The 14,552-nt window shown below is 40.0% G+C and carries 13 protein-coding genes, 1 tRNA gene and 2 pseudogenes; 10 read left to right on the forward strand and 6 right to left on the reverse strand.

What is annotated here, in order from left to right; translation table 11 throughout:
* The first annotated feature begins 62 nt into the window (after nt 1-62).
* From AAEZ02_RS20795 to AAEZ02_RS23770, 4 genes are all read left to right on the forward strand, one after another.
* Nucleotides 63-509, forward strand: coding sequence for a DUF4145 domain-containing protein (locus tag AAEZ02_RS20795; protein WP_351124821.1), 447 nt, complete (start codon nt 63-65; stop codon nt 507-509).
* A 419-nt stretch (nt 510-928) separates the two neighbouring features.
* Nucleotides 929-1,558 (forward strand): hypothetical protein, encoded by a 630-nt coding sequence (locus tag AAEZ02_RS20800; protein WP_124014183.1) that lies wholly within the window; start codon nt 929-931, stop codon nt 1,556-1,558.
* Nucleotides 1,559-1,727: 169 nt separating this feature from the next.
* Nucleotides 1,728-2,303 carry a hypothetical protein gene (locus AAEZ02_RS20805; RefSeq protein WP_124014182.1) on the forward strand — a complete coding sequence of 192 codons (576 nt, stop codon included), beginning with the start codon at nt 1,728-1,730 and terminating at the stop codon, nt 2,301-2,303.
* A gap of 347 nt (nt 2,304-2,650) precedes the next feature.
* Nucleotides 2,651-2,800, forward strand: a complete 150-nt coding sequence (locus AAEZ02_RS23770; protein ID WP_372491497.1) for a DUF4406 domain-containing protein — start codon at nt 2,651-2,653, stop codon at nt 2,798-2,800.
* Nucleotides 2,801-2,938: 138 nt separating this feature from the next.
* Here AAEZ02_RS23770 and AAEZ02_RS20810 read toward each other — a convergent pair.
* The 3 genes from AAEZ02_RS20810 to AAEZ02_RS20820 all read right to left on the reverse strand — a co-directional run bounded on the left by AAEZ02_RS20810 (nt 2,939) and on the right by AAEZ02_RS20820 (nt 5,420).
* Nucleotides 2,939-3,015, reverse strand: a tRNA-Pro gene (locus AAEZ02_RS20810).
* Nucleotides 3,016-3,330: 315 nt separating this feature from the next.
* Complete coding sequence (locus AAEZ02_RS20815) at nt 3,331-5,121, reverse strand: DUF3413 domain-containing protein (RefSeq protein ID WP_351124825.1); 1,791 nt, start codon at nt 5,119-5,121, stop codon at nt 3,331-3,333.
* Between the two features lie 86 nt (nt 5,122-5,207).
* Nucleotides 5,208-5,420, reverse strand: coding sequence for a YejL family protein (locus AAEZ02_RS20820; RefSeq protein WP_101030423.1), 213 nt, complete (start codon nt 5,418-5,420; stop codon nt 5,208-5,210).
* A gap of 182 nt (nt 5,421-5,602) precedes the next feature.
* On the opposite strand from AAEZ02_RS20820, the gene yejK reads away from it, so the two are divergent.
* Both yejK and corA read left to right on the forward strand, forming a co-directional pair.
* Entirely contained in the window at nt 5,603-6,631 is a 1,029-nt protein-coding gene (gene yejK / locus AAEZ02_RS20825) for a nucleoid-associated protein YejK (RefSeq protein ID WP_124014180.1), read from the forward strand.
* 483 nt (nt 6,632-7,114) lie between these two features.
* The gene (corA, locus tag AAEZ02_RS20830; RefSeq protein WP_124014179.1) at nt 7,115-8,062 is read left to right on the forward strand and encodes a magnesium/cobalt transporter CorA; all 948 of its coding nucleotides are present in this window, start codon (nt 7,115-7,117) and stop codon (nt 8,060-8,062) included.
* A 357-nt stretch (nt 8,063-8,419) separates the two neighbouring features.
* Here the strand turns inward: corA and AAEZ02_RS20835 are convergent, their stop codons facing one another.
* Nucleotides 8,420-9,670 (reverse strand): cyclic di-GMP phosphodiesterase, encoded by a 1,251-nt coding sequence (locus tag AAEZ02_RS20835; RefSeq protein WP_124014178.1) that lies wholly within the window; start codon nt 9,668-9,670, stop codon nt 8,420-8,422.
* A gap of 115 nt (nt 9,671-9,785) precedes the next feature.
* On the opposite strand from AAEZ02_RS20835, the gene AAEZ02_RS20840 reads away from it, so the two are divergent.
* Nucleotides 9,786-10,481, forward strand: a complete 696-nt coding sequence (locus tag AAEZ02_RS20840) for a 2OG-Fe(II) oxygenase (RefSeq protein ID WP_124014177.1) — start codon at nt 9,786-9,788, stop codon at nt 10,479-10,481.
* A gap of 91 nt (nt 10,482-10,572) precedes the next feature.
* On the opposite strand, the pseudogene AAEZ02_RS20845 reads toward AAEZ02_RS20840, so the two are convergent.
* A pseudogene (locus AAEZ02_RS20845) lies at nt 10,573-10,668 on the reverse strand (DNA-binding response regulator); the annotation flags it as partial.
* Nucleotides 10,669-10,920: 252 nt separating this feature from the next.
* Here AAEZ02_RS20845 and AAEZ02_RS20850 point away from each other — a divergent pair.
* From AAEZ02_RS20850 to AAEZ02_RS20860, 3 genes are all read left to right on the forward strand, one after another.
* Entirely contained in the window at nt 10,921-11,775 is an 855-nt protein-coding gene (locus tag AAEZ02_RS20850; RefSeq protein ID WP_351124831.1) for a putative selenate ABC transporter substrate-binding protein, read from the forward strand.
* A complete protein-coding gene (locus tag AAEZ02_RS20855; RefSeq protein ID WP_124014175.1) occupies nt 11,775-12,452 on the forward strand; it encodes an ATP-binding cassette domain-containing protein in 678 nt (225 codons plus the stop codon). The genes AAEZ02_RS20850 and AAEZ02_RS20855 overlap by 1 nt, the downstream gene beginning before the upstream one ends.
* Before the next feature lie 75 nt (nt 12,453-12,527).
* Nucleotides 12,528-14,045 carry a PhnE/PtxC family ABC transporter permease gene (locus AAEZ02_RS20860; RefSeq protein WP_124014174.1) on the forward strand — a complete coding sequence of 506 codons (1,518 nt, stop codon included), beginning with the start codon at nt 12,528-12,530 and terminating at the stop codon, nt 14,043-14,045.
* Between the two features lie 147 nt (nt 14,046-14,192).
* Here the strand turns inward: AAEZ02_RS20860 and AAEZ02_RS20865 are convergent.
* Nucleotides 14,193-14,483, reverse strand: a pseudogene (locus AAEZ02_RS20865) (LysE family transporter); the annotation flags it as partial.
* Between the last annotated feature and the right edge of the window lie 69 nt (nt 14,484-14,552).

Genomic DNA, 14,552 nt, shown 5'->3' on the forward strand with positions numbered 1-14,552 from the left:
AGTGATTTATTACCTTGGCATGCCGATCTAAAAGCTTGATGATATCGGGCTCCACCGCTTAATTGACCGCTTACGATATTAAGCCAAACTCTGATCTTCCAGAACATATTCAAGCACTATTTAATGAAGCTAGAGAAATTGCAGAACTTTCACCGAAAGGTGCGGCTGCTTTACTGAGGCTATGTATCCAGCACCTTTGCAAGGAACTAGGTGAGAGTGGTAAAAAGATAGATAAAGATATTGCTAGCTTGGTTAGTAAAGGGCTTAACCCTTTAGTTCAAAAAGCACTGGATGTTGTTCGAGTAGTAGGTAATGAAGCGGTTCATCCGGGAGAGATTAATTTAGATGATGATAAAGGAATCGCTATTAAGCTTTTTGGTTTAGTTAATTTAATTTCAGAGCAGATGATTTCACATCCTAAACACGTTGAAGCTTTGTATGGTGACTTACCTGAAGATAAGTTAAAAGGCATTGAACAGCGAAATAACAAAGCGCTGGAAACAAAATAAAGCACGTAACAATAGCTTTAAAGTGTTACTAAAACAGTTGGTTAGGTTTCGTTGCACTCCACATTAAAACCAACTATTTAGTCCGCTTAGCGCGGCGTTGAACCAAGCCGCTGCGCGGAGCCAAATGAGGACTCAATCGCGTATATTATCCTCATTGAATCAGCCAAGCTTAAAGATGTATGATAGGAAAATACGATGAAAAGGAATTTCAATGAAAAACTTACCCACTACTCGATATCAATTGACTCACAACTGCTCTGTAGCCCAGAGCCAGCATCAAAAAAAGCAAATCCTTATAGCATAAAGCGTACCAATTAACCTGGACTCGGCAACAACCAAGTCCAACAAGTGATTTGTGCCATGCAAACGGTGCAACGCACAAATACTAAAACGTTATGTGGCAAGGAACATCGAACAACATGGGTGATGAATTTAAGCTCTGGATATTTGGGCTATATGCTGTAATTATTTTATTTGGGATGGGCGGTGCGGTCTGGACCGTAAAAAGAAGAAATGAGAAAATAAATAACCTACAACAGGATTTGAAAAGCAAAATTAAAAATGATTTTGAGTTAACTTCACAAGATATTACTTTAATAGGGAGTGCATATGATTTGTCTGCGTCCAGTTCAAGGTTAGCACTCTATCGTGTTTATAAAGATATCGATAAAAAAGATGATTTTAAAAAACTCAAAACTTTAGTTGAGCAACTTCAAAAAGATGAACCTTTTGATACAATGCCAGATGAAGTAAAACCTTCTTTATCACGAATCTCTAATTTAGCCTCGGATTCCCCCGTGGACTCTGATAAGCATATACTTACACCAATTACGAATATACTAACTAAATATCAAGATTTACTTGAAGAACAGAAGAAGACTAAAAAACAAGCCAGTATTGCGTATACACTCACCGTTGCTAGTTTTTTTGTAGGTGCTATAAGTTTGTATTATGCTTTTGTAAGTCCATCGGCAAAAGATATTGCTGCTGAACTTATTCAAATAGAAGAAACAAATTCACATAACAACAAGCCAATTAAGCCGGACTAAAAACAGTTTGCTGTTTTCGTTCCTCAAGCATTTTAGCCAACTGTAATTCTCCGCTTATTGCGGCCTTGAACTAAGCCACTGTGCGGAGCCAAATTAGTGCTCAATCGAGTATGTTATCTTCATTGAATCAGCAGGTTACCTTCACTTAAATATTACAAGGACTTATAAATTGGATTATAAAAAGAGATTAGAAGAAGCTTTTTCTAAAACAAAAAACCTTGATTTTACAATAGATATTCCGCTATTTCCTTTAAAAGTAGTCATTCCGAAAGAAATTAAAAAACATATTTTTCAGTTATGTACGGATGCATTAAACCATTATGGCTATGTCAGTTCTTCTGAACTTGCTGCTAAGTGTACACCTGTACATTTAATGATTCAAAGCCACCTGAAATCAAATCTAAACATAGATAGTTGTATCACAATCGGTGACCTATATTGGGATGATTACATTTACTGTGAAATGACTGGTGATAGTATAAAAAAAGAACTTGAAAACCCAAAAGTACACGAGACAATAAAAGCGCATGTATGGTTAACACTTCTTGATGGTACTATTCTAGATTGTACCGCCCAGGCACATTTAGATTTATTACAAGATCGCGGTGTGCACCCAGCACATGAATGTATAATGCTAGTTGAACCAAATAAGTCCGAAGATGCTAAGTCTGGTTACCACAGACCGTTTCTTTTAGGTACAGACTTTTTAACGAAGACAGGAATGGTACGGGTAGGCTACTTATAATCTCAATTCACTAAATTTAGCATAATGTTATTCAGCGTGTTAAAGCGCTATTGCCCTATTCTTATTTGCAGCAAATCACTTAACCGATAACTTTTAAATCTAGTTTTGAAAAATATCGGTTTTACATATCACGAAAACCCAAACACCTCACGCCATATGTGGCGTAAAACACGCCATATATGGCGTGTTTGCGGCCCTTGAAACAGGGTATATTTAGATATGCTTGATACGACTACGTAACTGGCTTTGCTTCTTCTCTGGTTCCTCTTTGCGTTCACTCTCGTTACATCCTCGCCGTTGGGCTCCTTTATAGGATCCCATTTTTTTGCTCGCTATTTGGTGAACACATGATCCGCAAAAAGGTGTATATCGCCGGGCCTATGTCTAGTTTGCCAGATTGCAATCGCCACGCATTTAACTTAGCTGCACAAGTGCAAAAGTCGTTAACCAAAGCTAAAAGTGCCACCAACCTAATAAGATTACACTTTAGACATTAGAAAACCTTATTATGAAAATAACGTAAGTTGTAATTGTAGAGTTGATGGTTTGACCGGATTAATAAAATTTATGTATTGTTTTTAGACACAAAAAAGCCTGTAAACATATGATGTATACAGGCTTTTCTATTTTAGATTTGGTCGGTATGAGGAGATTTGAACTCCTGACCCCTGACACCCCATGACAGTGCGCTACCGGGCTGCGCTACATACCGAATTTTTTGCTAGTGTTTCACAATGTTAATGCGTCCAATATTCATCTTCAGCTAGATTTGCAAAACATCACTTAGTTAGTCTATTAGCTTTGGGGTGACTAAGTGAATAAGCACTTTATCAACTGTAATTAACTAGTGCAAGTAGTTAATTATCAGCCATTTATCAATTGATTATAAAACATCCATTTGCTGAAAAGCCTAGATTACTCACTATCGAAATATACCATTAAGATTAAGGATCTGGTCGATAATGAAGGGGCTATAGATTGTGAATGCGACCACTGAGGTTATTGCACACACAATCAATAGTGTTAACTATTGATTGAAGAGCCTGCGACCTTCGCGCATCACTTGGATCAATTCTGGCGCACTCAACTTTTTATCCAAGCGTTTGCTATAGTCTAAATCGTAAATGCGGTATTTGCCGAAACGATCTAATACGGTTATCTCTGATTTTTGATAAATGGCAAAGCGGCGGCTGTCGCCAATATATACCCAGGTTTCATTGTTGGGCTCAAGTAAACCGCGGCCTGAGCTGTAATCTGTGCTTGGGTTCGTGCAGCCTAAAACATGGCTAAGCAAGGTTGGCGCGATGCCATAATGGCTGGTGCGGTAGTTGATTTTATTACTGTGACTATTTGGCCAATGAATAATAAGTGGCACGTTGACATTATCTGGCGATAAATTACTGCGAGCATCATTAGTGTTGCTGGTAAATACTTGGCCGTAAGTGCCGGTGATCAGCACGACGGTATCATCACTGACGTTATCGAGTAGAGTAGCCAGCTGTTGGTCAATAAAGTTAAGTGATTGACGATATTGATTAAACAACACTTTTTGTGCCGGCTTTAATGCCACGTGAGGTTTAACGGTTTGTATGCCTAGAAAACCTACGGGGGTGTCGTAGTCTTTTGGTGCAGTAAGGTTCACTAGGGTAAACCACGGTTGTGTTTGGTTAAGTTGCCATACATTTACTGCATTAATAGTGTTGATGTCGGCATCGGCGCTGCCATTTCTACCTTCACTGGTGTGCATGTGTATATCGTTAAACATGGCACTATTGGCAATATATTCATCACTTTTAGGCGCAAACATGGCCAATTGATAGCCTTGCTGCGTAAGAATGTTGGTTAAGATCGGGCTGGTGCTATCAAACTCTTTGCGATCGCTATAATTGCCTTGTAAACCATACATTAAGGTAAACATGCTGGTTTCAAAGTCAATGCCACCAGTATAATGATCCATAAAGCGCTGATTTTGATTACGGTATTGACTTAAAAACGGCATGGTGACATTGTCGACCATGTCTGCACGAAGGCTGTCTATGCTAATGACAAGAATATTTGGCTGGCTGTCTACAGTACATTGCATCGGGCTGATGGGATAGCTCAAATTGCGTGATTTAGTATTGCGATATTCAGTTGACCGCATGCTGCTGTCAATGCCATGGTTTTCCATAAATGATCGTGCTGTTGCAGGGTATGACACTGGGTATGCATCGTCAAAACGGGTGATTTCGGTTATGTTTGTAGCATCGGCCCAAATATGCAATAAATGGCTGCTGACAAAGCAGATACCAACAAACAGTACGACTTTGTTGCCCCATTGTTTTTTCTGAATTTTGTCGATGCGTTTCCACAAAAAATTGGCAACCGTGAGTTCAACAACCACAATAACGATAGGGGTAACAATGTATGAGGTACTGTGTAATAGGGCGTTGAGGTCTTGCCAGGCTAAATCGAAGGCAAAGGGGCTTAAGTGGATGCCGTAGTCATCATAAATAATAGTGTCATATAGCAGAGCATATAATCCAATTGAGGCGATAAATGCAGCAAAACCGCGTAAAATTTTAGAATAAGGAAGCAATAAGGTAATCGGGAAGATAAAAATTAAGTAAACGATAAAGGCTAAAAACGTAAAGTGACCAATGGTACTGATGGCAAGATATGACCAACCAATAACGGATTCTGGGTAGCCCACACTGCCAATATATCGAGCGCCAATTAACATCGCCAATATGCCATTAAAGAAGGCAAACCAGTGACCCCAATTAACTAAGCGTGACACTTTATCACGCGTCATTTGCTGCTTTTTACGCTCGATCATGTTAACTCGTATTCCTGCATTATTATCAAAGACTATTCTCAGTGTAACTGATTGTTAGCCTTAGCGATAAAAATTTATTGAGTCGATTACTTAACCGACTGTGTTAAGGCTTTGGCAAATTGCTCCGCGACTTTTTGACGTGATTCACCTGGGACTTTTTGCTCGAGTAAATGCGTCACGCAGTTACCTAATACCATTAGGCTTAAATCGGTGGGGGCTTGATGCTTAGCGAGAACTGCAAGCAGCTCGCTGATAAGTGCTTCAACTTGAGTGTTTGTATATTTAGATTGAATTGCCATAGTCAGAAAACGTCAATAAAGAATGAATTAGCTGCACATAATAACGGATTTAGTCGTCGCTCGCCTCAAGTTTTATTCGGTCTATGTAAGGAATATCGTAAACCCTGTTCGATTTACACGCTTGGTCTGATATCATTCTTTCATAAATTATCATCTGCGACAGACTAGGATTAACAAGGCTTATGAGCATTAGGATTGAGCAAGCAATTATTCACGAAATCTCTCAAGACAGTCAGGGGGAAATGCGCTGTCGTTTACGCCCGCAACCGTTGTTTAATACTCACGCTGTTGAAACCATGTTAGAAGAGTTACATCAAACCTTTACGGGTAAAGCGGGTAAGGGGTTTGGTTTTTTTGGTACCAGTGGTGATGATGGCGAAGCCAATGATGCTTTTTCTAATGCTCTGACAGGATATCGCAGTAGCGATTTAGGCTTTGTTGAATTTAGTGGCCAAGCGAGCCAATTGTTACAGCAAGAACTGGCCAAGTACGATTTTAGCCAAGGCGGTTTTTTATTGATGTCTTGCTACACCAGCATGACGAGCGATTATTTGTTTGTGGCGCTATTAAGCGCGAAGTCGTCGATGACGGTGTTAGATGATATGGAATTGTCGCAAAACAACCATTTAGATTTAAACAATATTCAACTAGCCGCGCGAATTGATTTAACCGAGTGGCAGGCAGATAAAAGCTCTCGTAAGTATATTTCGTTTATTCGTGGCCGCGCGGGCCGTAAAGTGGCTGACTTCTTTTTAGATTTTATGGGCTGTGTCGAAGGCGTTAACATCAAAGCGCAAAACAAAACCTTGATCCATGCGGTTGAAGATTTTGTGTCGGGCAGTGAGTTAACCAAAGATGAACGCCAAGAGTGTCGCAATAAAGTGTTTGAATATTGTTCTGAACGAGCGGATTCAGGGGATGCGATTGAAGTAAAAGATTTAGCCGACGAGTTAGCCGACACGGGTATGGATTCATTTTACGATTTTGCTTGTGGCGGCAGTTATGAGTTAGATGATGAGTTTCCGGCAGATAAAGCCAGTTTACGTAGCTTGAAGAAGTTTTCAGGTACCGGCGGCGGGGTGACATTGAGTTTTGATAGTGGGCATTTAGGTGAGCGGGTTATTTATGACCCGATATCTGACACTCTTTTGATTAAAGGTGTGCCGGCCAATTTGAAAGACCAATTGGATCGTCGTTTAAAAGGCGATTAATTTAATTTTAACCGGTTATATGTTGTTTATGTGTTTTAATCGCGCCCTATTTGGGCGCTTTTTTATGAGCGAATATACTGACACCAAGTCATGTAAGTCTAACTCGGGTTATGTTTTTTTGAATGTGCGAGCAACTGAGGCTGATGTTGGGTATGTTAGGTATTACTTCACGAGTGATGTTTCCGTTGAGTGGTGCGATGCGTTACGCTAATGAGTAGTAAAAAGTATGCCAACTATTTACATCAATACACTTAACCGTAACGCTGGATAAGCGTTGAGGTTACTTATAGTTAGACAGTGTAAGTCAGTCTGAACTCATCACTGTGATATTAGAATTTATATAACTGCTTATATAAGTGGTACGATTTTTGGCGCTATTGAACATTTTACTTTTCATTCATTGGTAGTTGGGTAAACTAGCGCCACTTTTTGAGTGTTTATGTTTGTTATGCTTTGTATGGCCTAACAGACTTTGGGGGAGCGATGATCACTGCATACGCCTATCAAAATAGAGAATTAATCACCACCGAATTGAAGGTTGGCGATAAAGTGCCCGAGTCGACCTTGTGGTTAGATTTATTAAAACCCGACGACGAAGAGCGCAAATGGTTGAGATTATTTTCTGCTGAAGAAGTCCCTGATGAAGAAGATATAAATGAAATTGAAGCCTCAGCGCGTTTTTATCAGAACAAAGATGGCTTACATATTAACTCGTTGTTTCCACAGCGAGTGAGTTCAGATGTACGTGCTGTGAACGTGTCATTCAACTTGCGTGAACGTTTCTTGCTGACATTACGTGAAGAAGATGTGGGTCTTATCCGTTTATTACGTAATTACTTACGTTTAGGCCGCTTGGATATTACGACTCCACAGGGGTTATTGTTAGAGTTGTTTAATTTAAAAGTAGATTATCTATCTGACTTAATTGAAGACGTGTACAGCGTATTAGAAAATGTCGGCGAGCAAGTGTTTAATGACGAAGAGCTTGATGACGTGTTTAAACTAATCATCTTGCAAGAAGATTCTAACGGTAAAATTCGGTTAAGTTTATTGGATACTCAGCGTTCACTTCGTTATATGCAACGTTATTACCGAGACAGTTTATCGGATGAAAATTTAAAAGATATTCGTGAGATGTTATCGGATATTGAATCATTGATGCCACACAGTCAGTTTATTTTCGACAAGTTACAGTTCTTGCTGGACGCGGCTATGGGCTTCAGTGGTTTGCAACAAAACAAAATTATTAAGATATTTTCGGTATCGGCAGTGGTGTTTCTTCCTCCTACATTGATTGCTAGCAGTTATGGGATGAACTTTCATATTATGCCTGAACTCGATTGGCGATTTGGCTATCCGATGGCGGTCGCATTAATGCTTGCCAGCGCGGCGGGAACGTATTTTTTCTTTAAACGAAAAGGTTGGTTATAGCAGCAATCTATCTGACAAGATTAACGCCATCAATTGTTGTCAGTTGATGGTTTTTTTACACCCAAAAATAACGGAAGTGGGTATTAGTTATCTGAACTGACCTTAAGACCATTATTGTTTAATTGGACTCAATAACCCAAAAAAGCCACGACTTACTTCAACATTATGGTGGTGTCATATTGATCTTTCATTGTTAGATAAGGGCCTGACGGAAAGCAGTAATACGTAACCTCAACTCAGAATAGATGCTGAAATAGGCTGTTTTATAACCGTTTATAATTCCACGTTGAGGTTATTTAGTTTGCAACGTTGAAATGAGCCAGTGATTAACAAAAACAGCGTTATTTCTCTAGCCCACTAGTTTTGGCCAATACCTACGCTAATTTTTTCTCTAGGATTTAAGTATTTATGGACTTTTTCAGGTAATGCTGCGGCAGGTAGACTGCGGACAATACTCAGGCCTTCATCTTGTAAGCTAATGATTGGGGCTAAATCTTTAGGTACCAGTTGATCGTAAACCACAATATTAGGGCACAACAGCTTCTGTAAATTTACCGACATAACCATCGCAAATTGGCCACTGGATAACTCAATAATACTGCCAGGCGGGTAAACACCTAATATTTTGATTAGTTTACTAATGTATTCAGTATTTAATTTACTTTTATAATTTTTATACAACAACCCCAAGGCGATACTGGGCGTTTTCCCCTTGATTTGGTTGGTTCCATTACACAGGTTGTCGTATTCATTAACCACCGCGATCAACTGTGACAGCTTGTCTAACTTGTCGGCTTTGAGCCCTTGTGGGTAGCCACTGCCATCTAAAAACTCGTGGTGATTAGCGATTAACGGTCTGGCTTCATCCGGAAAACTGTCAGCCAGTTTTAACAAGTTAATACCCATCAGCGGATGTTGTTTTATAAAATTTTGTTCAGGTGTGGTTAGCGCCAGTCGTTTATTGAGGATATTGCTGGGTACTTTTAATTTACCTATATCGTGAAATAACCCACCAATACCAATAATTTCAACTTCTTCGCGGCTCCAGCCTAGCTCTTTTGCGGTTAACATACTTAACATGGCGACGTTGAGTGAATGGTGATAAATATGCTCATCATTTTTAGCATCGCCCATTAAATGCAAGGCTAAATTGTCGCTATTAAGTAGCATGTTGGTCATGTTGCTGATGAGGTCTTTCACTTCACTGACCGCATTGAGTGGCCGGCTACTGATTTTAGAGACCATTGAACGCATCATCGACACTGAGCGATTAAATTGTTGTTCGGTTTTCTTTAAATCTCGTTTGAGCTTTTGTTGCTCATCTATTTTGGCCGACTTCTGGCTGATCATTTGTTCTTTTAGTGCGTTTAGGGCCTGCTCGTCGGGTTTTGGGATGTTGGCATTCTGGGACGTTACAGGTTCAACATCACTCTTTTCGGGATCAAAAAAAACATCTTTTAGACCTAAGCCTTTGATAAGTTCGATTTGTGCCGCGTCTTTAATTTTAAAACTGCTAAACAGGAAAGGGTGGTCTTTCCAGGAAATCGGCAAGCGGATAAAGGTGCCAACTTGTAATTGTTCAACAGAGATTTTTTGGTTTTTTTTCATATTCAATCGATAGTTACTTTGAAGAACAATGAGCTATGTTATGCATTGCCCTTTACAGGCACTTAAATTGCGTGGCAGCATACTACTATAAATTTATTAACAATAGTTACTCCCTATGGATTTTATTGAAGTATATCCCAATGCGATAAGTAATGATTTATGCGATCGCTTAATTGCGGCATTTGAAACGCATCCGAGTGTGGGTCCTGGCCATACAGGTGCTGGTGTCGATACCGAAAAAAAACGCAGCCGTGATTTAATGTTAGATGCTTGTGATGATTTAGCCGAATTAAAAAACGAACTATTAGCGGCGACGTTTACTCACATCAGCAACTATTTTACTCAGTATTCATTAACTTTAATGGGGTCGGTGTCAGTGCAAGTGACTGATGAAAACGGTCAACCACAAACCTTAACACCTGATAATTTTGCGGCATTGGGTCAACCAAGGGCGGCGGCGTTAACTAAGTACCTGTATCGCAGTGGTACCATCAATGTGCAGCATTATCAGCAAGGTGTAGGTGGCTATCCACATTGGCATTCAGAGCAGTTTCCACAGAAGGGCCATAATGAAGCACTTCATCGGGTGGTGTTATATATGTTTTATCTCAATGATGTGGAAGAGGGGGGTGAAACGGAGTTTTACTATCAGCAACGAAAAATAAGCCCTAAAAAAGGCACCATGGTGATAGCACCTGCCGGTTTTACTCATAGTCATCGTGGTAATGTTCCCATTAGCAATGATAAGTATATTGCCACTTCGTGGGTGATGTTTAATCGTGCCGAGCAGCTTTATGCGCCATTAAGTTAGCGATTACTGTCGGGTAAAGCGAGTGATAGCATTATATGCTTAGGTGCTTATACGGTTAGTTGCTTAGTTGCTTAGTTGCTTAGGCTTATACGGTTAGCGCCACTTGCACTTGATTACCCAGAGTTGATAACGGCACTGGTAAGTGATGTGACAAAATAGGATCCTCTTTAATGACTACTATACGCATAATTGATCCTTGTTGAACCGTCACTATTTTGAAATTTGTTGTTTTGATATTAGCTGACAAGTTGATCTGGTTGAGTATTGAACAGGCTTATAGTGGCCTTTATATAGCGTTTTGTTGCGAGAGTGACAATAACCAGCGTTATTTTAACTGCTATTTTTGCTCATGTTTGTCACATTGAATTCGCTTTTCGATGTAATCAAGGATCAGGTACGGTAGAATAGCCGCATTGATAAAATACCTTCCAAGATTGAAATGAAACTAACACACTTATTATCAGCAAGTTTTTTAAGCTTATTTTCGACGTTTGCATTAAGTGCAACCTTTACCTTTACTGCTATACCCGATGAAGATGAAAGTCAGCTTCGGACTCGGTTTGATAAAGTGGCCGTTTATTTGTCTGAGCAATTGGGCGTGGACGTTAAGTATATCCCGGTAAAGTCTTACTCCGCTGCGGTAACTGCTTTTCGTAATAATCAGGTACAACTTGCATGGTTTGGCGGTTTATCTGGTGTGCAGGCGCGCCGCTTAGTGCCCGGTTCAGAGGCGATAGCACAAGGATTTGAAGATCAGTCTTTCAAGAGTTATTTGATAGCTCATCATTCTACTGACATTACCCGTTCAGATAATTTCCCTTTACTCAATGATTATACCTTTACATTTGGCTCTAAAGATTCAACTTCAGGGCGTTTAATGCCGCAGTATTTTATTGAGCGCAACTTAGATAAGCCGATTGAAAAGATTTTCAAACGTATTGGCTTCTCGGGTGATCATAGTCGTACCATTAGCCAAGTTGAAGCCGGTGTATACCAAGTGGGTGCGGTTAATTATAAAGTGTGGGACACAGCCGTTGAAAAAGGTGAGGTTGATACCAGCAAAGTTAAGGTGATTTGGGAAAGCCCTAGCTATCCAGATTATCAATGGACTGTCCGTGCTGGTGTAGATAATGCCTTTGGTGAAGGTTTTAAAGAAAAGTTAACCCAAGTATTAATTGGGATGACGGATAAGGATTTATTAGCCAGCTTTCCGCGTCAATCGTTTGTACCTGCCCAAAACAAGGACTATGAACCAATTGAGCGTGTCGCGAAAACAATCGGAATGCTTGATTAATGTTGTCGTTGACCGATGTTGATTTAGGTTATAGCCAGAAAATTATTTTACCTAAGGTTAACTTGTCATTTAAGGCAAATGAGCATGTGGCCATTTTAGGCCCTTCTGGCGTGGGTAAAACCACGCTGTTGCATTACTTATATCAACAACTGTCTGAGCAAACGTGTTTGTGTTCTCAAGCACAAGGGCTGGTTGATAATTTATCGATATATCATAATGTGTTTATTGGTGGGTTAGCGCGTTATTCTCGTTGGTATAATTTGGCTAATTTGCTGTTGCCGTTTAGCAAACCACAACAACAAATAGCCGTTCTTTGTCAGCAATTAGAGTTAGCGGTGCCGCTGCAACAAAAAGTCAGCGAATTGTCGGGCGGCCAACGTCAACGTGTGGCATTAGCCAGATCGTTATTTCAACAACAAACTATATTTATGGGTGATGAGCCCTTTTCTGCGTTAGACCCATTAATGGGCTTACGATTATTAAGCTTGATTAAGCAAACACATCAGAGTGTGATTTGTGTGTTGCATGATGCCGAATTAGCGTTAGCACATTTTGACCGTATTATCGTGATCAGCGATGGCAAAGTGGCCCTAGATGATAAAGCCGATCAATTATCTCTGGCTTATTTGTCTCAGCATTACGCATTATCTGATGTACCAAAACATGATGTGGCATAAATATGAGCATGTCGATGTTGCTAAGCACATTTTTTATAACCGACTTTTTATCATTCTGTAACAGCCTCTTCTATTATGCCTAAAACCATGACTTTTAGTGGCCGCTCTTTTGTGGGTCACTGGCAGAAAATCACTGTGTTACTTTTATTGATGGTAGCTGTGTGTTGGTTTTTTGCCGATACAGAAATCATTGCGCTCGAACCTTGGACTGAGCTTGGGCGTATGATGCAAGGCTTTATTCATCCCGACTTTTTTGCGACAGAGTATTTGCTTGATGCTCTGTGGCAAACCATCAGTTTTGCGCTGCTTGGGATCACGATTGGGTTGCTATTGGGGTTTCCACTGGCATTGTGGTATCAACATCCTTTGATTGCGGCAATGTGTGCATTTATCCGTGCTATTCATGAGATATTTTGGGCGTTGATATTTTTACAAATATTTGGTCTTTCAGCCATTACCGGCATTTTAGCCATTGCGCTTCCTTATGCTGCTACGTTTGCCCGTGTGTTTGCTGATATTTTACAACAAGCGCCAATGCATACCTTATTTTCTCTGCCTAAGGGCACCGATAAACTGTCGGCATTTATATATGGTCGCTGGATGCACATGTATCCGCAGATTGTCGATTATATCCGGTACCGTTTTGAATGTGCGCTTCGCAGTAGTGCGGTATTAGGTTTTATTGGCATGCCGACACTAGGCTTTTATTTAGAATCGGCTTTTCGCCAAGGGCATTATCAGCAAGGCGGTGCGTTATTAATCTTATTTGTGCTATTGATTGGAAGTATACGTTTCTGGGCTAAGCCGTTTATGCTTTGGCTGTATTTACCGCTTGCGGTATATTTCTTACCCCCCATACCGGTTATCGACTCGCAACTTATTTGGCGTTTTATCAGTGTTGATGTTTTACCGCCTATGCTGCAAGGGCAAGCCTTCTTAAGCTGGTTTACACCTGATAACCTGTCGAAGGTATTTGACTGGAGTTATAACTTAATAAGCCAGCAAGTCATTCCTGGGATGATTGCTACCTTAGTACTGGCTTTTTGTGCCTTAGGGCTAACTCATATATTGACCATGATATTACTGCCTTTAAACACTCGATTAATGATGCCCAAAGCGGTTATTCTGCTCATGCGTGCTGTGAATTTAATATTACGTTCGCTGCCAGAATATTTGTTGGCCTTTGTGTTTATGATGTTATTAGGACCTTCGATGTTGCCAGCGATTATCGCGTTGGCATTGCATAATAGTGGCCTAATGGTCTTTTTAATGGCGCGCCAAGCTGACAAGGTTAGTGTGCCGCTCACTTATCAGCCAAGGGTTGACCAATATAGTTATCTGGTTATTCCTACTATATACCCCCATTTTATGGGATTGTTGTTTTACCGTTTTGAAGTGATTATCCGTGAAACCGCTATTTTAGGTATGCTTGGCGTGATGACGTTAGGTTTTTATGTGGACAGTAATTTTTCTGAAATTCGCTTTAGTGGAGCCTTGTTATTATTGGTTTTCACTGCGGGGCTAAATGTCGTAGTGGATTATCTGGCGCGTAGATTATTGCGTTATCCTCAAAATCGTATACAGGCTTGCTAAAATCATTCCATGATGAAGCCGATTGGCTTGATGTTGTCATCGCTAACAACTGATGAATGTGCGAGTAAAGTAGCGAATGCTTAACTCGTTTACTCATTAGACGTGAGATGTCATCTGCTTGTGCAAGTTATATCGACAATATGATGTTCAAAATTGGCTAATAATTTGATGGAGAATATTATTAGCAATGGTGACGGCAACGGCAATAAAAATAACCCCTACAAGTAAATCAATAATGCTGTTGGCTGCAAGTAATTTCTGCTGTACCCGAGGTTTAGATAAAATGAGCGCTAATAAACTAAACCATGCTAATGACAAGATAAATAATAATATTGTCGCGGCTACTTTTGTCGAGTCATTGACTTGCGGCGTAATCAATACTGAAAATAAGGTAATAAAAAAGATCAGCGCTTTAGGATTCAGTAGGTTGGTATATACTCAAGTGAATTCAAACTGCAGGTTTTAATTTCTGAAAGTTATCATTAATTGTATCACCGAGCGTGTCAG

It is taken from the genome of Shewanella sp. T24-MNA-CIBAN-0130, assembly GCF_040310185.1.
GTDB lineage: Bacteria > Pseudomonadota > Gammaproteobacteria > Enterobacterales > Shewanellaceae > Shewanella > Shewanella psychromarinicola.